This is a genomic window from Mycobacterium scrofulaceum (assembly GCF_001667885.1).
Taxonomy (GTDB): Bacteria; Actinomycetota; Actinomycetes; order Mycobacteriales; family Mycobacteriaceae; genus Mycobacterium; species Mycobacterium scrofulaceum_C.
Map to the genome: position 1 here is coordinate 1 of NZ_LZJW01000100.1, position 23637 is coordinate 23637.

At 68.3% G+C, this 23637-nt stretch carries 22 protein-coding genes; 7 read left to right on the plus strand and 15 right to left on the minus strand.

Annotated features, from left to right (window positions below):
- The 3 genes from A5681_RS15415 to A5681_RS15425 form a co-directional block, all read right to left on the minus strand.
- On the minus strand, positions 1-907 hold a 907-nt coding region (locus A5681_RS15415), incomplete at its 3' end, for a DNA primase (protein WP_082968373.1).
- Between the two features lie 30 nt (positions 908-937).
- Positions 938-1546, minus strand: coding sequence for a superoxide dismutase[Cu-Zn] (sodC, locus tag A5681_RS15420; protein WP_067276320.1), 609 nt, complete (start codon positions 1544-1546; stop codon positions 938-940).
- A gap of 53 nt (positions 1547-1599) precedes the next feature.
- Positions 1600-2865, minus strand: a complete 1266-nt coding sequence (locus A5681_RS15425; protein ID WP_067276324.1) for a deoxyguanosinetriphosphate triphosphohydrolase — start codon at positions 2863-2865, stop codon at positions 1600-1602.
- 89 nt (positions 2866-2954) lie between these two features.
- On the opposite strand from A5681_RS15425, the gene A5681_RS15430 reads away from it, so the two are divergent.
- A complete protein-coding gene (locus A5681_RS15430; RefSeq protein ID WP_067276326.1) occupies positions 2955-4943 on the plus strand; it encodes a TPM domain-containing protein in 1989 nt (662 codons plus the stop codon).
- Between the two features lie 22 nt (positions 4944-4965).
- Here the strand turns inward: A5681_RS15430 and A5681_RS15435 are convergent, their stop codons facing one another.
- The 3 genes from A5681_RS15435 to A5681_RS15445 form a co-directional block, all read right to left on the minus strand.
- Positions 4966-5214: a hypothetical protein gene (locus A5681_RS15435; protein WP_067276330.1), complete on the minus strand. Its 249-nt coding sequence runs from the start codon at positions 5212-5214 to the stop codon at positions 4966-4968.
- Between the two features lie 386 nt (positions 5215-5600).
- On the minus strand, positions 5601-6800 hold the full coding sequence (locus A5681_RS15440; protein ID WP_067276332.1) for a PPE family protein: 1200 nt from the start codon (positions 6798-6800) through the stop codon (positions 5601-5603).
- 225 nt (positions 6801-7025) lie between these two features.
- On the minus strand, positions 7026-8423 hold the full coding sequence (locus A5681_RS15445) for a glycine--tRNA ligase (RefSeq protein ID WP_082968372.1): 1398 nt from the start codon (positions 8421-8423) through the stop codon (positions 7026-7028).
- Between the two features lie 191 nt (positions 8424-8614).
- On the opposite strand from A5681_RS15445, the gene A5681_RS15450 reads away from it, so the two are divergent.
- The 3 genes from A5681_RS15450 to A5681_RS15460 all read left to right on the plus strand — a co-directional run bounded on the left by A5681_RS15450 (position 8615) and on the right by A5681_RS15460 (position 10541).
- Positions 8615-9013, plus strand: a complete 399-nt coding sequence (locus A5681_RS15450; RefSeq protein WP_156737999.1) for an ArsR/SmtB family transcription factor — start codon at positions 8615-8617, stop codon at positions 9011-9013.
- Positions 9010-9402, plus strand: coding sequence for a Fur family transcriptional regulator (locus A5681_RS15455; protein WP_067276337.1), 393 nt, complete (start codon positions 9010-9012; stop codon positions 9400-9402). Before A5681_RS15450 ends, A5681_RS15455 begins: the two co-directional genes overlap by 4 nt.
- Positions 9403-9539: 137 nt before the next feature.
- Entirely contained in the window at positions 9540-10541 is a 1002-nt protein-coding gene (locus A5681_RS15460; RefSeq protein ID WP_067276339.1) for an alpha/beta fold hydrolase, read from the plus strand.
- A gap of 4 nt (positions 10542-10545) precedes the next feature.
- On the opposite strand, the gene A5681_RS15465 is transcribed toward A5681_RS15460, so the two are convergent.
- From A5681_RS15465 to recO, 3 genes are all read right to left on the minus strand, one after another.
- Positions 10546-10974, minus strand: a complete 429-nt coding sequence (locus A5681_RS15465; protein ID WP_067276340.1) for a hypothetical protein — start codon at positions 10972-10974, stop codon at positions 10546-10548.
- Positions 10975-11084: 110 nt separating this feature from the next.
- On the minus strand, positions 11085-11978 hold the full coding sequence (locus A5681_RS15470) for a decaprenyl diphosphate synthase (protein WP_067276342.1): 894 nt from the start codon (positions 11976-11978) through the stop codon (positions 11085-11087).
- Complete coding sequence (gene recO / locus A5681_RS15475; RefSeq protein ID WP_067276402.1) at positions 11971-12771, minus strand: DNA repair protein RecO; 801 nt, start codon at positions 12769-12771, stop codon at positions 11971-11973. Before recO ends, A5681_RS15470 begins: the two co-directional genes overlap by 8 nt.
- A 62-nt stretch (positions 12772-12833) precedes the next feature.
- Here recO and A5681_RS15480 point away from each other — a divergent pair, with 62 nt between their 5' ends.
- The 3 genes from A5681_RS15480 to A5681_RS15490 all read left to right on the plus strand — a co-directional run bounded on the left by A5681_RS15480 (position 12834) and on the right by A5681_RS15490 (position 17539).
- Positions 12834-14333, plus strand: coding sequence for an amidase (locus A5681_RS15480; protein WP_067276348.1), 1500 nt, complete (start codon positions 12834-12836; stop codon positions 14331-14333).
- 84 nt (positions 14334-14417) lie between these two features.
- Positions 14418-16052 carry a RecQ family ATP-dependent DNA helicase gene (locus A5681_RS15485; protein WP_067276350.1) on the plus strand — a complete coding sequence of 545 codons (1635 nt, stop codon included), beginning with the start codon at positions 14418-14420 and terminating at the stop codon, positions 16050-16052.
- Positions 16053-16081: 29 nt separating this feature from the next.
- Positions 16082-17539, plus strand: a complete 1458-nt coding sequence (locus tag A5681_RS15490; protein WP_067276352.1) for an aminotransferase class I/II-fold pyridoxal phosphate-dependent enzyme — start codon at positions 16082-16084, stop codon at positions 17537-17539.
- Positions 17540-17584: 45 nt separating this feature from the next.
- Here the strand turns inward: A5681_RS15490 and A5681_RS15495 are convergent, their stop codons facing one another.
- The 6 genes from A5681_RS15495 to A5681_RS15520 all read right to left on the minus strand — a co-directional run bounded on the left by A5681_RS15495 (position 17585) and on the right by A5681_RS15520 (position 23594).
- Positions 17585-18364 carry an SDR family NAD(P)-dependent oxidoreductase gene (locus A5681_RS15495; protein WP_067276353.1) on the minus strand — a complete coding sequence of 260 codons (780 nt, stop codon included), beginning with the start codon at positions 18362-18364 and terminating at the stop codon, positions 17585-17587.
- A 53-nt stretch (positions 18365-18417) separates the two neighbouring features.
- Entirely contained in the window at positions 18418-19317 is a 900-nt protein-coding gene (gene era / locus A5681_RS15500; RefSeq protein WP_067276355.1) for a GTPase Era, read from the minus strand.
- 64 nt (positions 19318-19381) lie between these two features.
- On the minus strand, positions 19382-20686 hold the full coding sequence (locus tag A5681_RS15505; RefSeq protein WP_067276358.1) for a hemolysin family protein: 1305 nt from the start codon (positions 20684-20686) through the stop codon (positions 19382-19384).
- Complete coding sequence (locus A5681_RS15510) at positions 20683-21975, minus strand: hypothetical protein (RefSeq protein WP_067276360.1); 1293 nt, start codon at positions 21973-21975, stop codon at positions 20683-20685. The genes A5681_RS15505 and A5681_RS15510 overlap by 4 nt, the downstream gene beginning before the upstream one ends.
- Entirely contained in the window at positions 21972-22505 is a 534-nt protein-coding gene (gene ybeY, locus A5681_RS15515) for an rRNA maturation RNase YbeY (RefSeq protein ID WP_067276363.1), read from the minus strand. Before ybeY ends, A5681_RS15510 begins: the two co-directional genes overlap by 4 nt.
- Positions 22506-22535: 30 nt before the next feature.
- Positions 22536-23594, minus strand: a complete 1059-nt coding sequence (locus A5681_RS15520) for a PhoH family protein (RefSeq protein WP_067276366.1) — start codon at positions 23592-23594, stop codon at positions 22536-22538.
- Positions 23595-23637: the final 43 nt, after the last annotated feature.

Here is a 23637-nt window from a genome sequence, read left to right on the forward strand (position 1 = left end):
CCCCGGCCAGATGCATGGCCATCACATCGGTGTAGCCCTCGACCACGACCGCCTGATGGCCCTTGGCGATGTCGCGCTTGGCCAGATCGATGCCGAACATCACCGACGATTTCTTGTACAGCAGCGTCTCGGGCGTGTTGATGTACTTGGCTTCCATCGGATCGTCGTCGAACAACCGGCGGGCACCGAACCCGATCACCTCGCCTGCCGCGGTGCGAATGGGCCACAGCAACCGCCGGTGAAAGCGGTCGATCGGGCCGCGACGGCCCTGCCGCGAGAGGCCGGCCGCTTCCAGCTCCTTGAACTCGAAACCCTTGCGCACCAGATGTTTTGTCAGCGAGTCCCATCCCGACGGCGCGAACCCACAGCCGAAGCGGTGGGCCGCGTCGGCGTCGAAATTCCGCTCCGTCAGGTACTGGCGGGCCGGCGCGGCCTCGTCGGATTCCAGCGCGGCGGCGTAGAACTCCGCCGCGGCCGCGTTGGCCGCGACGAGTCGGCTGCGGCTGCCGCGATCGCGCTGCACGCTGGTCGCCGGCCCGGTGTAGCTGATCGTGTGGCCGATGCGGTCGGCGAGCAGCTCGACCGCCTCGACGAAGCTGACGTGTTCGATCTTCTGGATGAACGCGTAGACGTCGCCGCCTTCGCCGCAGCCGAAGCAGTGGAAGTGTCCGTGGTTGGGGCGGACGTGGAACGACGGCGACTTCTCGTCGTGAAACGGGCACAGCCCCTTGAGGGAATCGGCACCCGCGCGCCGCAATTGGACGTAGTCGCCGACGACTTCGTCGATGCGCACCCGCTCGCGGATGGCGGCGATGTCCCGATCGGGGATCCGGCCCCGGCCCCTCGGCCGGGCGTCATCGTCCCCCACGCGCGGGTGGTGACCCCACGAACCTGCCGGGCTGGACATCGGCTCAGTCTAGAGCGCCAAGCCGGCCGGCTATCCGGTTCCGATGACGCCGCACGCCACCCGTTCCATGGCGTTGTCGGTGTTTTCGGCGCCGTGCAGCATCAAGGCTTTGCCCTGGCCGCCGACCAGGACGTCCCGGTTGAACGCATCGGTGGTGGTGACCAGGTAGGCCGAGCCGTCCGAACGCACCTCGAGCGCCGTCAGGTCGCCGCTTTCCGGCTTGCCGGTGTGCCCGGGCGCGTTGTAGTGGCCGCCCGCGGACAGGAAGTTCCCGGGCGGGCCACCGGTCGGGGCGACGGAGTTGGGCTCGCACTTGCCGATCTCGTGGACGTGCAGGCCGTGGAAGCCCGGCGACAGGATGCCGCCGGCCACCGTCTTGACCGTGACGGTGACGTACCCGCCGGTGAAGTCGAACGTCGCCGTGGCGACGGAGCGCCCGTCCGGCGTCTTCAGTTGCGCGTTGAGCGATTCGCCGTTGGGCGCCGGGGTCGTCGTCTCGCCCGACGACGCCGGCGGGGCGCTCTTGACCGGAGGTGTGGTGCCGGGCTGGGTGCTCGCATGTTGGGGTGAGCTGCAGGCGGTCATGGCGACGACGGGAAGCCCCACCGCGAGGGTGGCGATACCGCTGATTTTGGTCATGCCGGGCAGCCTAGTCCGCGGTAGCGACGGCGCGGCTGAGGGATGGCCCGCGGCTAACCGGTGGCCTGGCGCGCGTCGATGCGTTCCAGCCGACCCTCGGTGTACGAGGCGATCTGGTCGACGATGACCCGGAGCCGGGCCCGGTCGTCGGCCGCGGTGGTGAACGCCGCCGCGAAGACCGGGTCGAGTGTCTGAGGGGCCCCGGCATACAGCCACTGCGCGACCCGGTGGATCCGTTCACGTTGCAAGGCCTGGTTTTCCAGATGCCGCGGATCGGACATGATGAACTGCAGCGCCAGGATTTTCAGCAGGGCGACCTCGGCGCGCACCAGGTCGGGCACCAGCAAGTCGGCCCGGTAGCGCACCAGCGGCCCGGGACCGGCCGCGGCGCGCGTGGTGGCGATGGCCGCCGAGGCGAATCTGCCGACCAATTCACTGGTGAGCCGCTTGAGCGCGACCGATGCGGCCAGGGTGGCGTCGTACTTGCCGACGGCGGCGACCACCGGCAGTCCCGAGAGCCGCGCCGCGGCGGCCATGAAGTCGTCGGCGCTGACGCGGAAGAATTCGCTCTCGCCCAGTTTCGCGAGCGCGGCCGCCTCGTCGTCGTCGGCCAGCACGCGCAGGTCGATGCGCTGGGAGACGACGCCGTCCTCGACGTCGTGCACCGAATACGCGATGTCGTCGGCCCAGTCCATCACCTGCGCTTCCAGGCACATCCGGCCCTCCGGGGCGCGGGCGCGCACCCAGTCCGCCGGCTCGCGGTCCTCGTCGTAGAACCCGAACTTGCGTTTCTGCCCATGACGGAACCACGGGTACTTGGTGACCGCGTCGAGGGACGCGCGGGTCAGGTTCAGCCCCGCGCTATTGCCTTGCTCGTCAAGCACTTTCGGTTCGAGGCTGGTCAGGATGCGAAAGTTTTGGGCATTCCCCTCGAAACCGCCGTAGTCGGCGGCGACCTCATCGAGGGCTCGCTCGCCGTTGTGCCCGTAGGGCGGATGGCCGATGTCGTGGGCGAGGCCGGCCAGCTCGACCAGGTCGAGGTCGCAGCCCAGGCCGACCGCCATCCCCCTTCCGATCTGGGCGACCTCCAGCGAGTGCGTCAACCGCGTGCGCGGGGTGTCACCTTCACGCGGCCCGACCACCTGGGTCTTGTCGGCCAGCCGCCGCAGTGCGGCGCTATGCAGCACCCGGGCACGGTCCCGCGCGAAGTCGGTGCGGTGCTGGCCTTCGGTCCCCGGCAACCCCGCAGTCTTCGGCGCTTCGCTTACCCGCCGTTGACGGTCGAAGTCGTCGTATGGGTCTTGCCGATTCGTGGTCACCGACGCACAGTCTGCCAGGGAATGCCGGGCAACGGACCGCTCCCATGCGCCGCTCTTCGGCCGCATTGTCGCGGGGCTAAATTGGCGTCATGCGCACTGCTCGCCTGCTTGGGGCGATCGCGACGATCCTGGCGATCTGTCTGGGCGGCGGGCTGCTTGTCGCCCCCGCGGCCGACGCGCAACCGCCCTTCCGGTTGGCGGGTTACGTCACCGACAACGCGGGCGTCCTGTCGGACTCCGGGCGCGCCGCGGTGACGTCGGCGGTGGACAGGCTCTACGCGGATCGCCACATCCGGCTGTGGGTGGTCTACGTCGACGACTTCTCCGGCCAGAGCGCGGTGAACTGGGCACGTGACACGATGCGTTCCAGCGATCTGGGCGACTACGACGCCCTGCTGGCCGTCGCCACCACCGGCCGGGCATACGCGTTCCTGGTGCCATCGACCGTCAAGGGGGTCACCGCCCGCCAGGTCGATGACTTGCGGCACAACAGGATCGAACCCGCGCTGCACAACGGCGACTGGAGCGGCGCCGCGGTCGCGGCGGCCAACGGGCTCAACGTGTCCCCGGGCTCGTCGGGGCGGGTGGTCCTGCTGATCACGCTGGCCGCAATTCTCGTCGCCCTGGCGGCCTTGCTGTTGGTCATGCGATACCGCCGACGACGGCGGCGCGCGGCCGAATTGGCGGCGGCCCGGCGGGTCGACCCCACCGACGTCGATGCGCTGGCCGCCGTGCCGCTGCAAGCCCTCGACGACCTGTCCCGCGCGCTGGTGGTGGACGTCGACAACGCCGTTCGAACCAGCTCCAATGAACTCGACTTGGCGATCGCCGAGTTCGGTGCCGACCGGACGCAGCCGTTCACCAAAGCGCTGGACAACGCGAAAGCCGCTCTGTCCCAAGCATTCACGGTTCGCCAACAGCTCGACGACAGCACGCCCGAGACGCCCGCGCAGCGGCGCGAGTTGCTCACCCGGGTGGTCGTGTCGGCGGCGCGCGCCGACCGCGAATTGGAGTCGCAGGCCGAGGCGTTCGAAAACCTGCGCGATCTGGTGATCAACGCGTCGTCGCGGCTCGACGCCCTCACCCAGCAATACGTTGAGCTCACCACTCGCATCGCCCCTTCAGCACAGCGGCTGGCCGAGTTGCATGGCCAATTCGACGCAGCCGCACTGACTTCGGTGTCGGGCAACGTCACGGCGGCCAAGGAGCGGCTCGCATTCGCCGACCGCAACATCAGCACCGCCCGGGATCTGGCCGCCGAAGCCGTCAGCGGCCGGCAGGCCGGTTTGGTGGACGCCGTCCGTGCCGCCGAGTCCGCGCTCGGGCAGGCCCGGGCTCTGCTCGACTCGGTGGACAACGCGGCCACCGACATCCAGCACGCCATCGATCGGCTGCCGTCGACGATGACCGACATCCAGTCGGACATCAGGCGCGCCAACGAGCTCCTGCAACAATCGAAGTCCACCACGCCCGCGCGCACCGGCGACCTGATCGCGGCGCGCGACGCGGCGGCCCGGGCCGTCGACGTCGCGCGCGCCGGAGCATCCACCGACCCGCTGGGCGCGTTCGCCCAGTTGGCCAAGGCGGACGCCGACCTCAACGGGCTGCTGGTCACCCTCGCCCGGGAGCACGCCGCCGCGGAGCAACTCAACCGGTCGCTGGAGCAGGCGTTGTTCACCGCCGAGTCGCGGGTGCGCGCGGTCTCCGACTACATCGACACCCGCCGCGGCAGCATCGGCCCGGAGGCCCGGACGCGGCTCGCCGAAGGTCAGCGGCACCTGCAAGCCGCACGGGACAAGCGGGCGGCCAACCCGACCGAAGCGATCTCCCATGCCAACGCGGCGTCGACGCTGGCGGCCCAGGCACAGGCGTTGGCCAATGCCGACGTGCAATCGGCTCAGCGCGCCTTCGCCCGCGGCGGCGGCGACATGGGCGCGATGCTGGGCGGAATCATCATCGGCAACGTGCTCAGTGGAGGCATGCGGGGAGGGTTCGGCGGCTGGAGTCCGACGTCATTCGGCGGGTCGTCGGGCGGTTCGTCCGGGGGCGGCTTCCTCGGTGGCGGCGGCCGATTCTGAGCCGTCGGGTGCGGCCAGCGGGTCAGCCGGCCGCCGGTGAATGCGGTACCACACCACCGGGGCGTGGGATTTCGAAGTGCGGTTCGGTCCCGTCTTGCCACCGCTGCCAGTCGTTCCACTGGTTGGCTTCCGCGACCACCGCCGGTGCCGGGACGTCGGCCACCGTGTCAACGGCGTCGACGCTCACATCAGGCTTCGGTGCCCAGTGGTCGTAGTCATCCGGCGGCACGGCCACGCCCCACTTGAGCGGAACCGACAGGCCACCGAGCATCCCCGACTCACCCCGAACCGCCGAAACCGAGTCATCTGGTAGCGGCGGACCAAGAGGCAAAAGCATGTTGCCCCCTTCCACAGCCGATTGTCGGACGCTGTGGCCGAACCCAATAACACCAAGCAGGCACATCGTAAGCCAAACCTGAGGCAAATGCCGGAAAAATGTGGATTTGCTTGTGCGCAGCGTACGCCCGGGTACGGACCGAAGCCGCGCGGGGTGGCTCGACGCGATAAACGCGGCGCTGGTGAAATCCAACCAATTGCCACGGGGCGCAATCGACGACCACGTCGCCCCCGCAAATTGCCGCGGAACGTTGACAGACACAGCCGACGCGCCGCTAGCGACGCTAGCCTTAGCTGCCCGAACGCTGGGCGGCCACAGCCCTAGCCGCCCTTCGTCCGTGGCACCACCTTGGGCCGCGACTGCACCACGTGCGGGTTCTCGCCGCCGCGGCGCCCCCTCTTGTCGGTCTTGTTGTCGTCGGCGCCCCGATCGTCCACCGCCATGGCCACGGCCGGCGTAGAACCTGCGGCCGCGGACGGCGCGGAAGACGCTCCCCCGGTGGCGATCGGCGTCGGGAATTGGGCGCCCAGGGCCGGCACGGCAAGACTGGTCAAGACCGCCGGCACCGGCATCGACCCCTCCCAGGTCGGCGGGACGGTGATCGACCCGACGAACCGCGCGGTGCCCAACCCGGCGGTCGCAACGCCCAGCCCGCCGGCCGACTGCAGCCCTTGGACGCCGCCCACGGCGGCCTGCGGGACTTCCGCGGCCACCGTGGTGACGCCGGCCGCCGCGGGCGCGACCGGTCCCGCGCTGTGGGCCAGCACCATCATCGGGGACATCAGCGCGCTCGCCGGGTACATTCCGATCGGCGCGAGCGCGGTCATCGTCGTCACCGGCATCGACGACAGCAACGACGTCACCGACGACAGGCCGGGGAAAAACGCCCCCAGCACCGACTGCAATTCCGACACGAATGCGGTGCCGAAGGCCCCGAAAGCCTGGGTCGCAAAGCTCAGGGGCGCCGTGACCAGGCCCGCCAATCCGCCGAGGCCCGCCGGCGGGACGCTGAACGCCGGCAGCGTCGCCGCCACCGTCTGCGCCCCGATGTGATAGCCCACCATCGCGGCCACGTCCTGGGCCCACATCTCCATGTACTCGATCTCGGTCATCGCGATCGCCGGGGTGTTCTGGCCGAAGAAGTTCGTCGCGATCAGCGTGAGCAACCGGATGCGGTTCGCCAGCACCTCCGGGGTGGGCACCGTCGCCATGAACGCCGCCTCGTACGCCGCCGCCGCCGCGGTCGCCTGCGCGGCCGCCATCTCCGCTTGCCCCGCCGCCGAGATGAGCCACTGCAGATACGGCGTCGACGCCGCCAGCATCGCCGCCGACGACGGACCGGTCCAGGGACCGGAGGCCACTCCCGTCACTACCGACTCAAACGACGCCGCCGCGGACGCCAAGTCCGCCGCCAGCGCCTCCCAGGCCGCGGCCGCCGTCAACAATGGGCCGGGCCCAGCGCCGCCATACATCAGCGCAGAGTTGATCTCGGGGGGGAAGAAAAGAAACGCTGGAATCACAACATCCCCAACCCACCGACCGAGTCAACGGCACCCACTACACGCATACGAACCCGACACCCACCCATGCCGACTAGACACGTGAGCAACATTCCTTTATGAGCCTAGGCCAATGAGCTACCCAGAAGCGGCTTTTTATCAAACGTTTAATACCCGGCGTGGCGAGCGCGCCGACCAACCGGACAGTTGTCCTGAGAGTGCGAACAGCCGTGGCGCCGACGCCGGTTAGCAGCCCTTGAGCCGGGGGGCCAAGTAGTCGGCCACGGCGTTCATCGGGACCCGCTCCTGCGTCATGTCGTCGCGCCGTCGCACCGTGACGGCGTTGTCTTCGAGGGAATCGAAATCCACCGTCACGCAGAACGGCGTCCCCACCTCGTCCTGGCGCCGGTAACGGCGCCCGATCGCGCCCGCGTCGTCGAAATCGATGTTCCAGCAGGTGCGCAGTTCGGCGGCCAGATCACGAGCCTTCGGGCTCAAGTCGGCGTGCCGGGACAGCGGCAGCACCGCGGCTTTGACCGGGGCCAGCCGCGGGTCCAGCCGGAGCAGCGTGCGCTTCTCCATCACGCCCTTGGCGTTCGGGGCCTGGTCCTCGGTGTAGGCATCGATCAAGAACGCCATGAAGGAGCGCGTCAGGCCGGCCGCCGGTTCGATGACGTACGGGGTGTAGCGCTTGTCGGTGACCTGGTCGTAGTAGGACAGGTCGGCACCGGAATGCTTTGCATGGGTTGACAAGTCGAAATCGGTGCGGTTGGCGACGCCTTCCAGCTCACCCCACGGGTTACCGGCGAACCCGAATTTGTACTCGATGTCGACGGTGCGGTCGGAGTAATGCGAAAGCTTCTCGGCGGGGTGCTCGAACAGCCGCAGATTCTCCGGATCGATCCCCAGATCGACATACCATTGCAGCCGGGTGTCGATCCAATATTGGTGCCATTCCTTCGCGGTAGAAGGCTCCACGAAGAACTCCATTTCCATTTGCTCGAATTCGCGCGTCCGGAATATGAAGTTGCCCGGCGTGATCTCGTTGCGAAAGCTCTTGCCGATCTGGCCGATACCGAAGGGCGGCTTCTTGCGGGCCGTGGTGACGACATTGGCGAAGTTGACGAAGATGCCCTGCGCGGTCTCCGGCCGCAGATAGTGCAGCCCCTCCTCGGTCTCGATCGGCCCGAGGTGGGTCTTGAGCATCATGTTGAACTCGCGCGGCTCCGTCCACTGCCCCTTGGTGCCGCAATCCGGGCAAACGATCTCGGTCATCGGCACCGTGTCGGGGTCGTCGATCCCCTTCTTGGCCGCGTACGCCTCCTGCATGTGGTCCTGACGATGCCGGTGGTGGCAGTTCAGGCACTCGACCAGCGGGTCATGGAAGACCTCGACGTGACCGGACGCCACCCACACTTGCCGCGGCAGGATGATCGACGAATCGATTCCCACGACGTCGTCGCGGCCGGTGACCACCGACCGCCACCACTGCCGCTTGATGTTCTCCTTGAGTTCCACTCCCAGCGGGCCGTAGTCCCACGCCGAGCGGGTGCCGCCGTAAATCTCACCCGAGGGAAAGACGAACCCGCGCCGTTTGGCCAGGTTGACTACGGTGTCGATGACGGACGCCACGGCGTGGTGCACTCCCTTTCCGGGTTCGAGCGGGCACGCGCGGCGATTGCCCGCCGCGCACAGAGCATTAGTCATGGTAACGATCGGCGCCGCGGTCTTTGACATGCGTCATCATGCATGTGACAGTGGAAGTCGGCCGCCCGCGAGGCCTTCCGGCGGATCCCCCCACAACCTGGCACTTTTCCGAGGTGATGACTCTCTCCATGGCGATGTCCCCCTCCCCGATGCCGACCGCCGCCGGTGAAGTGAGCGCGGTAGCCCACGAGCACGGCGGAACCAGGTCCGGCGCGCCGGCCGATTACCCCGTGCCGCCGCCGCGGGAAATCCTCGGCGCCGCCGGCGAGCTGCTGCGCGCGCTGGCCGCACCCGTGCGGATCGCCATTGTGCTGCAGCTGCGGGAATCCCACCGCTGCGTGCACGAGCTGGTCGACGCGCTCGGCGTGCCGCAGCCACTGGTGAGCCAGCATCTGAAGATTCTCAAGGCTGCCGGCGTCGTCGCCGGCGAACGCTCCGGCCGCGAGGTGCTGTACCGGCTTGCCGACCATCACCTGGCGCACATCGTGGTGGACGCGGTCGCGCACGCGAGCGAGGACACGCTTTGACCGGCGCCAGTGTCCGGTCGACCCGGCAGCGGGCGGCGATTTCGACGCTGATGGAGACGCTCGACGACTTCCGCTCGGCGCAGGAGTTGCACGACGAGCTGCGCCGCCGCGGGGAGAACATCGGTCTGACCACCGTCTACCGGACGCTGCAGTCCATGGCGGCGGCGGGAATGGTCGACACACTGCGGACCGACACCGGTGAGTCGGTCTACCGCCGGTGTTCCGAGCACCACCATCACCATCTGGTCTGTCGCAGCTGTGGTTCCACGATCGAAGTCGGCGACCACGAAGTCGAGGAGTGGGCGGCGCAAGTCGCCGCCAAGCACGGCTATTCCGACGTCAGCCACACCATCGAGATCTTCGGCACGTGTTCACAGTGCGGCTCCTAGGCTGACCCGAGCCGGCCGCGGGCGGCACGGCGAAAAAAGTTCTGAAAAAAGTGTCCGACACGCGCCCGCCGCGTGCTCCTACCCATGAGTGGCCCACGGGCCGAGACAAGCAGGAACTCTAGGGAAGTGAGAGCACCATGGCGAACCACCCCTCGCCCCATCTGCGGCCGGTGCGCGACGTCGATGCTCCGGCACTGCAATTCCGGACCATCCACGGCTACCGGCGTGCGTTTCGGATCGCCGGGTCCGGACCGGCGCTGCTCCTGATCCACGGCGTCGGTGACAACTCCACGTCATGGGAGCCTGTCCACGCCAAACTCGCACGGCGCTTCACGGTCATCTCGCCGGACCTGCTGGGCCACGGGGAGTCGGACAAACCACGCGCCGACTACTCATTGGCGGCCTTCGCGAATGGCATGCGCGACCTGCTCGCCGCGCTCGACATCGACCGTGTCACCGTGGTCGGGCATTCGTTCGGTGGCGGTGTCGCAATGCAATTCGCCTATCAGTACCCGCAGCTGGTGGAGCGCATCGTGCTGGTCAGCAGCGGCGGTGTCGCCCACGAGGTAAGCGTGGCCCTGCGATTGGCGGCGATGCCGTTGGGCAGCGAGGCCCTGGCCATGCTGCGCATGCCCGGCGTGATGCCGGCCATCCGGCTGTTCGGCCGGGCCATGGCCACCGTGCTGGGCCCCACCAACCTCGGGCACGACGTCGCCGATGTGGTGAATCTGCTCGAGGGCTTCCGGGACCCGCGCGCGTTGTCGGCCTTCGCGCGTACTTTGCGTTCGGTGGTGGACCGGCGTGGCCAATACGTGACAATGCTGGACAGAAGCTATCTCGCGCAACCCATTCCGGTGCAAGTGATCTGGGGCGAGGACGACTTCGTGATCCCGGTGGAACACGCGCGGATAGCCCACGAGGCGGTGCCCGGATCACGCCTGGAGGTCTTCGAAAACTCAGGGCACATGCCGTTCAAAGACGACCCGGATCGCTTCGTCGAGGTCGTCGAACGGTTCGTCGACTCGACGCGGCCGGCCCAGCACGACCAAGACCTGCTACGCACGCTGTTGCAGAACCGCCTCGGGCGCAACGCCCGGGGGCCGGTACCCGTCGCGCTGGCGGAATCGGCGGTGTCCTAGGGCACTAACCCGCCAACGTGCGACGCATCCCGGCGCCCGAATCCAGCACCAGCAGAACCAAGGTGCGCAGGGCGTCGTCGGTCAGGCCGCCGCCGGGAAAGTTATAGCGCAGCATCACGTCGGCGCTCTTGGCCGTCCCCTTGCCCGAATTGCGCCGCACGGCCTTCTCGTTGATCTTCTCGACGAGCGTGACACTGCCGAAGTTGCTTTCGCGGGCCTGCGTGGCGACTTGATCGCTGACCTTCTTGGTGAGCGGCAGATCCCAGGCCACCACCTGGGTCAGCGACACCAGGTCGAGGTCGTCGGCGATGTTCACCACCCGCAGTGAGGCGATGGTCCCCCCATGGCGCACGGTCAGCGCCCCGTCGCTCTCCTCCTCGACCGGAAGGACTTCGCCGAGCACCGACGCCAGACGTTCCTGCAGTGACGGCATCGGATCCTCCTCGTGAGGACCCGATGCGCCCGGCTCCGCCGCGCTTCCGGTCCCCGGATCCTCTCCGTGAGGACCCGTTGCGCCCGGCTCCGCCGCGCTTCCGGTCCCCACTACGCGCTCCCGAATCTTCTGTTACGAGAAGCGTATTCCTCGCAGGCCGCCCACAGGTCGCGTCGGTCGTAATCGGGCCACAGTTTGTCCTGGAAGATGTATTCAGCGTACGCGGCCTGCCACAACATGAAATTGCTGGACCGCTGTTCCCCCGAGCTTCGCAGGAAGAGGTCGACGTCGGGGATGTCGGGTCGCTGGAGGTGGTGCGCCACCGTCGCCTCCGTGATGCGCTCCGGGTTCAGTCGGCCAGCGGCGGCCAAGCGTGCGATTTCTTTGGTGGCTTCTGCGATTTCGGCGCGCCCTCCGTAGTTGACGCAGTAGTTGACGGTGATGACGTCGTTGTCCTTCGTCATCTCCTCCGCGATCGCCAATTCATTGATCACGCTGCGCCACAGGCGCGGACGCGAGCCCACCCAGCGGATCTTGACCCCGATGGCCTTGAGGTTCACGCGGCGCATGCGCACCACGTCGCGGTTGAAGCCCATGAGGAAGCGGACCTCCTCGGGCGAACGTTTCCAGTTCTCGGTGGAGAAGGCGTAGAGGCTGAGCCACTTGATTCCGATTTCGATTGCGCCACAGACGATGTCAATGACGACCGCTTCGCCCGCCTTGTGGCCGTCGGTCCTGGTCAATCCGCGTTGGGTGGCCCAGCGGCCGTTGCCGTCCATCACGATCGCCACATGGTTGGGCAATCGATCGGCCGGGATCCGGGGCGCCGCAGCTTTCGAGATGTGCTGCGGCGGCCGGCTCGGGCCGCCGCCTGGAGCCGGCGGCAGCTCGGGGAACACCACCGGCCAAGTCGACCTTTCGGGGAATACCGGATAGTCGTCGGGGGCGGGAGGCAGCTGCGGGTAGACGGTGGACGCCGCCTTCCGCTCGGCCTTGCTAGCCACAGTCCAAATCCTGCTCGATCAGCGCTGCTGCGCGTCGTTCGGCGATGGTGCGGTCGACGTGATACGTGCGTTCCACCAACGGCAACGTTTTGAGCTGCCGCTCCAGGTGCCATTGCAGGTGCGCGGCCACCAACCCGCTGACGTAGCTGCGATGCGATTGCGTGGCCTGTTCGGCGAACTCCCAATCACCGTCGTGCAGTGCGGACATCAGGTCCAGCACGCCCGGCGGCGGTGTCGTCGAACCGGCCGGACGGCAGTGCGGGCAGACGCTGCCCCCGGCGCCGACATGAAACGCCCGGTGCGGCCCCGGTGTGGCGCACCGCGCGCACTCGGTGAGCGCCGGCGCCCACCCGGCGATGCCCATGGCGCGCAGCAGGTAGGCATCCAGTAGCAGGTCCCGGGACCGGCGGCCGTCGGCCACCGCGCGCAGCGCGCTCACCGTGAGCCGGTGCAGGGCCGGGGCGGGGGCCCGCTCCTCACCGGCGAGGCGCTCGGCGGTTTCCAGCATCGCGCACCCGCAGGTGTAGCGGCCGTAGTCGCTCACGATGTCGGTGGCGAACGCGTCGATTGAGACCACCTGGGTGACGATGTCGAGATTGCGGCCGGGATGCAGCTGCGCGTCGATGTGCGCGAACGGCTCCAGCCGTGCACCGAATTTGCTGCGGGTGCGGCGAACACCCTTCGCCACCGCGCGAACCAAGCCGTGATCGCGGGTGAGCAAGGTGACGATCCGGTCGGCTTCGCCGAGCTTGTGCTGGCGTAAAACCACAGCCCGGTCTCGATACAGCCGCATCACCATAGTTTTGCACCCCGCCGCGACAATGCTGGTATCCGCGCCGGTTAGTCTCGTACCCCGTGATTGGCGCTTCCGAGTCAGGTCCTGGGTCCGTTTTCGGATCCGGCGGCCAGCGCCTGCCCACACTGACTGACCTGCTCTATCAGCTGGCCAACCGGTCGGTGACATCGGTCACACTGGTGCGCCGGTCCCTGCACGCCATCCACGCCAGCCAGCCGACGTTGAACGCCTTCCGCGTGGTGCTCACCGAGTCGGCGCTGGCCGCCGCGGCGGCGGCCGACCGGCGGCGGGCGGCCGGGGACACGGCGCCGTTGCTCGGCATCCCGATCGCGGTCAAAGACGACGTCGACGTTGCTGGAGTGCCGACCGCCTACGGCACCGAGGGCTACGTCGCGCCCGCCACCCATGACGCCGAGGTGGTTCGCCGCCTCAAGGCCGCCGGCGCGGTGATCGTCGGCAAGACCAACACCTGCGAGCTCGGCCAGTGGCCGTTCACCAGCGGTCCCGGCTTCGGGCATACCCGCAACCCCTGGTCGCGGCGGCACACCCCGGGCGGCTCGTCGGGCGGCAGCGCGGCGGCGGTGGCCGCGGGGCTGGTCACGGCGGCGCTCGGCTCCGACGGCGCCGGAAGCATCCGCATCCCCGCCGCCTGGACGCACCTGGTCGGCATCAAGCCGCAGCGCGGCCGGATCTCCACCTGGCCGCTGCCCGACGCGTTCAACGGCATCACGGTCAACGGCGTGCTGGCCCGCACGGTAGCCGACGCGGCGTTGGTACTCGACGCGGCGTCGGGCAATGTCGAGGGCGACCGGCACAAACCGCCGCCGATCACCGCGTCCGACTACGTCGGTATCGCCCCCGGCCCGCTCAACATCGCGCTGTCGACCCGGTTTCCCTACACCGGGTTCCGCCCCAAGCTGCACCCGGAAATCCTGGCCGCGACGCGGGCGGTGGCCAAGCAACTCGAGTTGCTGGGCCACACCATCGTGCCCGGCAATCCCGACTACGGCCTGCGGCTGTCGTGGGACTTCCTGGCCCGGTCCACCGCGGGCCTGCGGGACTGGGAGGAGCGGCTGGGCGACGGGGTGGTCCTCGATCCCCGCACCCTGGCCAACCTGCGCATGGGCCACGTACTGGGTCAGGCGATCCTGCGCACCGCGCGCCGCCATGAAGCAGCCGCCCAACGCCGGGTGGGTTCGATCTTCGACATCGTCGACGTCGTCCTGGCTCCGACGACCGCCCAACCGCCCCCGCTGGCCCGCGCCTTCGACCGGTTGAGCAGTTTCGGCACCGACCGCGCGATGATCGCCGCGTGCCCGCTGACCTTCCCGTGGAACGTGCTGGGCTGGCCGTCGATCAACGTGCCGGCCGGGTTCACGTCGGAGGGATTACCGATCGGGGTGCAGTTGATGGGGCCGGCCAACAGCGAGGGCATGCTGATCTCGCTGGCCGCCGAGCTGGAGGCCGTCTGCGGATGGTCGACCAAACAGCCGACGGTGTGGTGGAACGCCGAAGCGGGCGCGCCGCCGGTGGCCGGTACCCCGCCGCCGCGACGGTGAAACGGTGAGCCGCACGTCGTCGGAAGTTGACTTCGCTTGAGCGACTTCGGGTTTGTCGAGGACCGCACCGGGTAATTGACCGCAGTGCAACGATCCGACGGCGTCGACCTCGACGCAGTCGCGCACAGGCACTTCGGCTGGGAACGCCTTACCGACGACCAGCGCGTGGCGATGCGCGCGGTGCTGCACGGGCGCGACGTGCTCGCCGTGCTGCCGACCGGCTCCGGCAAATCGGCGATCTATCAAGTGCCCTCGCTGCTGACCGACGGGGCGACGTTGGTCGTCTCGCCCCTAATCGCGTTGCAGGAAGACCAGATCGCCGCGCTGGAAGCCAGCGGCGCCGGAACGGCCGTCGCGATCAACTCCGCGCTGCGCGCCGCGCAGCTTCGGCGGGCGTGGGATTCGGTCGAACGGGGCGACGCCGATTTCGTCTTCATCTCCCCCGAACAGCTGGCGAACGACGAAGTGGTCGGCCGGCTGTCCGCGGTGCGGGTCTCCATGATCGTCGTCGATGAGGCGCACTGCGTGTCGGCGTGGGGCCATGACTTCCGGCCCGATTACCGGCGGCTGGCCGACGTTTTCCGCCGGCTCGGCGAGTCGATCCCGATCGTCGCCCTGACCGCGACCGCCTCCGTCGTGGTGCGCCGTGACATCGTGGACCGTCTGGCGTTGCGCGATCCCGCGGTCGTCGTGGGGGGTTTCGACCGGCCGAATCTGCGGTTGGTGGTCGAGCGCCACCTCGACGCCGACGAGAAGCGGTCGGCGGTGCTCGAGGCCATTCCGGGACTGCCGACCCCGGGCCTGCTGTACGTGGCCACCCGCAAGGACGCCGAGTCCTACGCGGAAGCATTGCGCGCCAAGGGGATTGCTGCAGCGATCTACCACGCCGGCATGAAGGCCGCCGAGCGTGACGCCGTGCACGCCGGGTTCCGGGACGACGAATACGAGGTCGTGGTCGCCACGTCGGCGTTCGGCATGGGCATCGACAAACCGAACGTGCGTTTTGTCCTGCATGCATCGGTGCCGGATTCGTTGGACAGCTACTACCAACAGATCGGGCGGGCCGGCCGCGACGGCGGCGGCGCGCTGGCGCTCCTGTTCTACCGCGCCGAAGACCTGGGCCTGGCACGCTTCTTCTCCGCCGGCCGCCCCGACGAACAGCAGCTCGAAGCGGTGTACAGCACGCTGGACGGATCGCGCCCGACGCGGATGAAGGACCTGCGGGGGCGGCTCGACGTCCGCGGGCGCGCGTTGACCAATGCCGTCAACCTGCTCGAGGAGGCCGGCACGATCCGCTCCACCCGCAGGGGCTTCCTGCGCACGCGCCTGCCGCCCGACGCCGCCGTCGCCGACGCGGTGCGGGCGGCCGGCCTCCGTGAACGCGTTGACCTCAGCCGAGTCGAGATGATGCGGGGCTATGCCGAAACCGATTCGTGCCGAAGGGTTTTCCTGCTCGCCTACTTCGGGGAGCGGTTGGCGGGTCCGTGCGGAAATTGCGATCGATGCCGCGCCGCGGAACGGCTCGAGGACGTCGGCATGGAGCAACCCGCGTTGCCCATGGATACCGCCGTCCGGCACCGGGAATGGGGACCCGGTGTGGTGATCGGCGGCGACCGCGACCGCGTCACCGTCCTTTTCGACGAATTCGGCTACCGCACATTGTCGATGGCGGCGGTCCGCGAACACGGGTTACTCGAGGCCGGCGACGCGGTCGCATAGCCGGGGGCAGGGCGGGTACTCCTTCGCCCATGGACCAATCTGATGCTCCACTGTTAGATGCGCTGGTCGATTACCGCGAGAAGAACCGGTACGGGTTCACGCCGCCGGGCCACCGGCAGGGCCGCGGCACCGACGAACGGGTGCTGGCGGTGCTGGGCCGCGAGCCGTTCGCCGACGACGTACTGGCCAGCGGCGGGCTGGACGACCGCAGGACCAGCCACCAATACCTGAAGCACGCCGAAGACCTGATGGCCGAGGCCGTGGGCGCCGACATCGCCTGGTTCTCCACCTGTGGCAGTTCCCTATCGGTCAAGGCGGCGATGATGGCCGTGGCCGGCGGCGACGGCAGCCTGTTGGTGGGGCGGGACAGCCACAAGTCGATCGTGGCGGGGCTCATATTCTCCGGGGTTCAGCCCCGGTGGATCACCCCCAGCTGGGACGCCGAGCATCATTTCTCGCATCCGCCGTCGCCGCGGCAGGTGGAAGAGGCCTGGGACAAGCACCCCGACGCCGCCGGCGCGCTCATCGTCAGCCCCAGCCCGTACGGCACGTGCGCCGACATCGCCGGCATCGCCGAGGTCTGCCACGCGCGCGGCAAACCGTTGATCATCGACGAGGCCTGGGGCGCACACCTGCCGTTCCACGAGAATCTGCCGACCTGGGCGATGGACGCCGACGCGGACGTGTGCGTGGTCAGCGTCCACAAGATGGGCGCCGGGTTCGAACAGGGTTCGGTGTTTCACGTGCAGGGTGACCGGATCGACAAGGACCGCCTATCGGCGTGCGCGGACCTGCTGATGACCACTAGCCCCAACGTCCTGGTGTACGCCGCGATGGACGGGTGGCGGCGCCAGATGGTGCAGCACGGCCACGAATTGCTCGGCAACGCTATGGATCTCGCGTGCCAGCTGCGTCAGGACATCGAATCCATCCCCGACGTGAAGGTGCTCGACGACGAATTGCTCGGCGTGCAGGCCTCCCATGACCTGGACCGGATGCAAGTGCTGATGGACGTGTCCGCTACGGGCACCTCCGGTTATCAGGCCCATGACTGGCTACGCGAGCACGCCCACATCGACACGGGGATGAGCGATCATCGCCGCATTCTGGCGACGCTGTCGATGGCCGACGACAAGGAAACAGCGAGCCGCCTCACCGAGGCGCTTGCGGCGTGGCGCAAGGCCGCCGACGACTTCGACCCGCCGCCGCCCATCGACCTGCCGTCGCCCGAGCAGCTGCAGCTGGAAACGGTCTGCCCGCCGCGCGACGCATTCTTCGGACGCGTCGAGCAGGTTCCGACCGCTGAGGCCGCGGGCCGCGTTGCCGCCGAGCAGTGCACGCCGTATCCGCCGGGGATTCCCGCCGTGGTGCCCGGCGAGCGGCTCAACGACGCCGTGCTGGATTACCTGTGCTCCGGTGTGCGGGCCGGCATGAACGTCCCCGATGCGGCGGATCCGTCGCTGCAGACCATCCGCGTGCTCGCCTAGCGGCGAATCCGGGCGCGGCCGTCGCGGCCGTCAAACGAAATTGAGTCAGCGCGGCCGCGACATCACCCGGTTGCCAACGGCTTTGACGCTGTCGGGCAGCAGGTGGTTGGCCGCTCCCATCGCCTTGACGAGGACCGAGCCGGCGACGACCTTCTGATCGCCGCGCATCAACGCCTCGAACCCTTGCCGCGCGACCTTGGCGGGGTCGTCCTTCGGCCCCTTGCCCATCAGGGACTCCACCATCTTGGCGCGTGCGAAGAAATTGGTGTCCGTCGGCCCGGGCATCAGCGCTGTCACCGTGATTGCGGTGTCACGCAATTCGTCCTGGAGCGCCTCGGCGAACGATTGCACGAACGACTTCGACGCGTTGTACACCGGCTGATAGGAGCCCGGCATCTGCGACGCGATGGACGACGTGAACAGGACCTTGCCCGCTTCGCGATTTGCCATGTCGCGCAGGACCAGCTTGGCCAGGTGGACCGTCGAGCGCACGTTGAGATCGACGATGCTCAGGTCGTCGGCGAGCTCGCTCTTGAGGAACATCTCGCCGCGTCCGATGCCCGCGTTCAGCGCGGCGGCGGCCAACACGCGGTCGCCTTCAATTGCGCTCTGGTACAAGTGCTCCACCCCCTCGGGGGTGCGCAGGTCCACCTGCACCGGCTGCACCATGGAACTCCACCGGGACAGTTTGTCCGGGACGTCACTGATGGCGTCGTCTTCGGCGGCCACGACCAGGTCATAACCGTGTTGGGCGAACTGCTTGGCCAGTTCGAGCCCAATACCACTGGACGCGCCGGTCACTAACGCTAATTGTGCTTGGGTCATACGCGACGGCTACCCGTAGCCGATGCCATCAAACTCCGCGGGAAAATACGACTTCAGAAGCCAAGCCGACCAAGCTGTTTGGGGTCGCTCTGCCAGTTTTTGGCCACCTTCACGCGCAGGTCGAGGTAGACCTTGGTGCCCAGCAACTTCTCGATCTGGCCGCGCGCCGCGGTACCGACCTGGCGCAGCCGGGTGCCACCCTTGCCGATGATGATCCCCTTCTGGCTGTCGCGCTCGACGTAGAGCAGCGCGTGCACGTCGATCAGGTCGTCGCGGTCCGCCCGGGGGCTGACCTCGTCGATGACGACCGCCAGCGAATGCGGCAGCTCGTCGCGAACGCCCTCCAGGGCGGCCTCGCGGATGAGCTCCGCCATCAGGACTTCCTCGGGTTCGTCGGTGAGCTCGCCGTCGGGGTAGTACGCCGGGCCGGCGGGCAGCGCCGCGGCCAGCACGTCGATCAGCACGTCGACCTGCGCCCCGGTGGCGGCCGACACGGGGACGATCTCGGCCGAGTCGCCGACCAGTTCACTGACCGCGACCAGCTGAGCGGCCACCCGCTCTTTGGGCACCTTGTCGATCTTGGTGACGATGGCGACCAACGTCGTCCTCGGTGCGGTCGAACGGATTTGGTCGACGATCCACCTGTCCCCAGGGCCGATCGCCTCATCGGCCGGGATGCACAAGCCGATGATGTCGACCTCGGCGTAGGTGTCGCGCACCAGGTCGTTGAGCCGCTTGCCCAGCAGCGTGCGCGGCCGGTGCAGACCCGGCGTGTCCACCAGGATGATCTGGAAGTTCTCCCGGTGCACGATGCCGCGAATGGTGTGCCGGGTGGTTTGCGGGCGTGTCGAGGTGATCGCCACCTTCGTGCCGACAAGCGCGTTGGTCAGCGTCGACTTGCCCGTGTTCGGCCTGCCGACCAAACACACGAAACCGGAATGGAATTCGGTCATCTCACCGACTCGACAGGCGCTACTGGGCGGGGACCCCTCGCTCGCGGGGGGCGGAAGCTGGACGTCACGAGGGGTGCGCTCCGTCGGAACCGTTGGACTCGGGTTCGACCGGGCTCAGCAGGACCGTGCCGATCCGCACGCGCCCCCGGTGGTCGGTGCCGCCTTCGGCCTGGAGCCGCAGGCCATGCGAGACCACTTCGGCTCCGGGGAGCGGAACCCGCCCCAGTTCCAGGGCGAGCAGGCCGCCCACGGTGTCGACGTCGAGATCGTCGTCGAATTCCACGTCGTACAGCTCGCCGAGGTCTTCGATCGGCAGCCGCGCCGAGACGCGGAACCGCTTGTCGCCCAGGTCTTCCACCGGGGCCGTCTCCGCCTGGTCGTACTCGTCGGCGATCTCGCCGACGATTTCCTCCAGCACGTCTTCGATGGTCACCAGGCCGGCTATCGCGCCGTACTCGTCGACGAGAAGGGCCATGTGGTTGCGGTCGCGCTGCATCTCGCGCAGCAGCGTGTCCAGCGGCTTGGAGTCCGGCACGAACACCGCCGGACGCATGACCTGGGCCACGGTGATGCCCCGGCCGCCGTCACCCGAGAGAAAGCTCTGCTGCACAAGATCTTTCAGGTACACGACCCCGACGATGTCGTCGACGTTCTCCCCGATCACCGGGAGGCGCGAATGGCCGCTGCGCACCGCGAGGTTCAACGCTTGACTGGCCAGCTTGTCGCTTTCGATCCAGATCATCTCGGTGCGGGGCACCATCACCTCGCGAGCCGGGGTGTCACCGAGTTCGAAGACGGACTCGATCATCCGCCGCTCGTCGGCTGCGACGACGCCGCGCTGCTGGGCCAGGTCGACGACTTCGCGTAGCTCGATCTCGGACGCGAACGGCCCATTGCGCAAGCCGCGGCCCGGTGTCAGCGCATTACCCAGGACCACCAGCAACCGGCTGAGCGGCATCAATAACCACGAGATCAGCCGCAGGGGAACGGCTGTCGTCAACGAGATGGAGTACGCGTGCTGACGGCCGAGGGTGCGCGGGCCGACCCCGATGACGACGAAGCTGATGACCACCATGGTGGCCGCGGCGCCGAACAGCGCCCAATTGAGGCCGAAGTTGTCGTACAGGAACAGCACCAGCAGCACGGTGGCCGTGACTTCGCAGGTGATCCGCAGCAATACGACCAGGTTGATGTAGCGCGGCCGCTCGGCCATCACCTCGGACAGTGACACCGCGCCGGGCCGTTCCTCGCGCACGAGCTCCTGGACCCGGGCCAGCGACACCGTGCTCATCGCCGCGTCGATCGCGGCGAACAGCCCGCCGATAGCGATCAGCGCCAACGCGCCGAGCAGCCAAGACAGACCGGTCAATTGCCGGAAGACCTCGACGTGGCGACGGGCTGTTCTACGTCGTCGTCGCTCCGCTTTCGGTTGAGCGCCCAGGCGGCGAGGCACACCACGACCCCCAATGCCCCGTAGCCCAGCGCCGAGGGCCACCAGGGTTGGGCGGGCTGGGTGGGCTCCGCGGGCGGGCGAACGGCGAGCACCACCAGGAAGCTGCCGTCGTCGGTCGGGCCGGCGTGCGGCAACGACTGGGTCTTGGTCACGCTGATTTGGGTGCTGCTGCTGCTGGAGTCGTTGGTCTGGCCCCAGGCCAAGGTGGAGTCGTCGAGCAGGAAGACGTCTTGGCTGCCGCCGGGTTGGCTGTCGTCGCGGCCCACCACCGATACGTGGCCGACCTCCAGCGTCTGGTCGACGGCGGGGACGGAGATCAGGACGTTCTGGTACAGCTTCGGCGGCTCGGGTGGCTTGTAGTCCGGCGGCGGTGGACCGTTGAAACCTTCCGGCGGCACGGAGCCCCCGCCGTAGAAGCTGCCCGACACCACCCAGCCATCACCGACCGCGGTGAACGGGACGACGCCGACAGTGGCGGCGTCGAGCACCATCCGGGCGCCCGGCGCCAGGTACGCCTCCCGGTCGGCGCCGTTGTAGGAGTAGCGGAACGTCATCCCCTGGTTCAGCGGGTTGAACAGGGCCGGGCGGCGGAAGGGGTCGTCGTAGTCGACGTAGTCCCAGTGCCGAGGCCGGACCAGCCGCTGGTTGTCGACCTTCAGGACGTCGACGTTCTCCCGGTGGGTGCTGACGACGTTCTGCACGCGCTGGTTGAAGTCAACCTGCTTCGGCGGTTTCGGCGGGTCGGCGGGATTGACCCGCGTCGGCGGTGCGGCCTTGGCCGCCGCGACCGCCTGGGCCGGAACGTCGAGCCCGCGGGGCGGCGCCACCACCGAGACGTTTCGCGACGCGTCGGGACCCGGCGGGTTGATCGTCGGAAGCGTGTTGGCGGGCGGCAGGTTCGGCGGGGGAATGAGCGGCGGGGCCTGTACCGGCACCGTGCTCGGCGGCTCGTACGGCGGGACCACGGGGACCTGCACCGGGCTGGGCGGCGGCTGAACCCGGCGGGGCGGCGCGTCCTGGGAGCACACGTTGGAGGTGTGATACTGCGCCACCAGGTATTGGCACCAGTTGCAGCTGGTCGGGTTCGCCCCGCCGCCGGCGCACGGAGCCGCGTCGGCCACGCCGATCGTGGTGGCCACCGACGAGATCGGTGCCAGGGCAATGGCGGCCGCGGCCGCGATTCCGAGTGCTTTTTGTCGGCTCAATTGTCGAAATACCTTGACTTGTCCAGCAGTTGGCGATCCCGCTCCTGCTGGCGATCCTGATGGTAGGCCTGGACCTGCTCGGCGACCCACTCTTCGAGCAACCGGTCTTGCAGGGCGAACATCTCTTTTTCCTCGTCCGGTTCGCCGTGGTCGTAGCCCAGTAGATGCAGCACGCCGTGGATGGTCAACAGCGCCAGCTCATGTCCCAGGGTGTGGCCCGCCGCATCGGCCTGCCCGGAGGCGAATTCCGGGCACAGCACGATGTCGCCAAGCATCGACGGCCCCGGCTCGGGGGCGTCGGGCCGGCCCCCCGGCTCGAGCTCGTCCATCGGGAAGCTCATCACGTCCGTCGGCCCGGGCAGGTCCATCCAGCGCATGTGCAGGTCGGCCATCGCCGCGGTGTCCAACAACACCATCGACAACTCGGCGGCCGGGTTGACGTCCATCTTGGCGATGACAAACCGTGCGACGCTGATCAATTCGGTTTCGGAAACGTCGATGCCCGACTCGTTGGAGACCTCGATGCTCATAAGACGCCCATCAACCCGTCACAACCTTCGTCACCGGCGCCCGCGCGAGCCCGACGCCCGACGAGCCGCCCGGTTGGCCGCCAATCCGGGCTCTTCGAATTTCGCGTAGGCGTCCACGATTTCGGAGACCAGCCGGTGGCGCACCACGTCGACGCTGGTGAGCTCCGCGATGTGGATGTCCTCCACGCTGTCCAGGATCTCGATCGCCGAGCGCAGGCCCGACCTGGCGCCGCCGGGCAGATCCACCTGGGTGATGTCGCCGGTGATCACCATCTTCGACCCGAAGCCGAGCCGGGTGAGAAACATCTTCATCTGCTCGGCGGTGGTGTTCTGCGCCTCGTCGAGGACGATGAAGGCCGAATTCAGTGTGCGGCCGCGCATATAGGCCAGCGGCGCCACCTCGATGACCCCGGCCGACATCAGCTTCGGGATCAGCTCGGGGTCCATCATGTCGTAGAGCGCGTCATACAGCGGTCGCAAATACGGGTCGATCTTCTCGCTCAGGGTGCCCGGCAAGAAGCCAAGGCGCTCACCGGCCTCCACCGCGGGGCGGGTGAGGATGATGCGATTGACCTGTTTGGTTTGCAGCGCGCTGACCGCCTTGGCCATCGCCAGGTACGTCTTGCCGGTGCCGGCCGGGCCGACCCCGAAGACGATGGTGTTGGCGTCGATCGCGTCGACGTAACGCTTCTGGTTGAGGGTCTTGGGCCGGATCGTCTTGCCGCGCCGCGACAGGATATCCAGGGTGAGCACTTCGGCCGGCGACTCGTTGTCGCTGCCGGTCAGCATGGCGACGCTGTGCCGGACCACCTCCGGCGTCAGCGGCTGGCCGTTGGCGACGATCGCGACCAGCTCGGAAACCGCCCGCTCGGCGAGAGCGACGTCGGCCGGCTCGCCGGAGACCGTCACGGCATTGCCCCGCACATGCAGATCGGCGTTCAGGCTGCGCTCCAGCGCACGAAGGTTTTCGTCGGCCGAGCCCAACAAACCGACGACGACATCGGGCGGAACATCGATGCTGCTGCGTACTTGGGCGTTGGCCTGGAGGCCTCCGGCTGCGTCAACAGCGCTGGTCTCGCGGGGCGTCACGTGGCTCTCGATGCCTGCTTTCTCGGCTTGTCGGTGGTTTGCT

Excerpts from the sequence above, each read along its gene's own strand:
- A5681_RS15495 (WP_067276353.1), bottom strand. The coding sequence starts at position 18,364 with ATGACCCAAGCACAATTAGCGTTAGTGACCGGCGCGTCCAGTGGTATT.
- sodC (WP_067276320.1), bottom strand. The coding sequence starts at position 1,546 with ATGACCAAAATCAGCGGTATCGCCACCCTCGCGGTGGGGCTTCCCGTC.
- era (WP_067276355.1), bottom strand. The coding sequence starts at position 19,317 with ATGACCGAATTCCATTCCGGTTTCGTGTGTTTGGTCGGCAGGCCGAAC.
- A5681_RS15490 (WP_067276352.1), top strand. The coding sequence starts at position 16,082 with ATGGACCAATCTGATGCTCCACTGTTAGATGCGCTGGTCGATTACCGC.
- A5681_RS15450 (WP_156737999.1), top strand. The coding sequence starts at position 8,615 with ATGGCGATGTCCCCCTCCCCGATGCCGACCGCCGCCGGTGAAGTGAGC.
- A5681_RS15435 (WP_067276330.1), bottom strand. The coding sequence starts at position 5,214 with ATGCTCGGTGGCCTGTCGGTTCCGCTCAAGTGGGGCGTGGCCGTGCCG.
- A5681_RS15460 (WP_067276339.1), top strand. The coding sequence starts at position 9,540 with ATGGCGAACCACCCCTCGCCCCATCTGCGGCCGGTGCGCGACGTCGAT.
- ybeY (WP_067276363.1), bottom strand. The coding sequence starts at position 22,505 with ATGAGCATCGAGGTCTCCAACGAGTCGGGCATCGACGTTTCCGAAACC.
- A5681_RS15430 (WP_067276326.1), top strand. The coding sequence starts at position 2,955 with ATGCGCACTGCTCGCCTGCTTGGGGCGATCGCGACGATCCTGGCGATC.
- recO (WP_067276402.1), bottom strand. The coding sequence starts at position 12,771 with ATGCGGCTGTATCGAGACCGGGCTGTGGTTTTACGCCAGCACAAGCTC.
- A5681_RS15465 (WP_067276340.1), bottom strand. The coding sequence starts at position 10,974 with ATGCCGTCACTGCAGGAACGTCTGGCGTCGGTGCTCGGCGAAGTCCTT.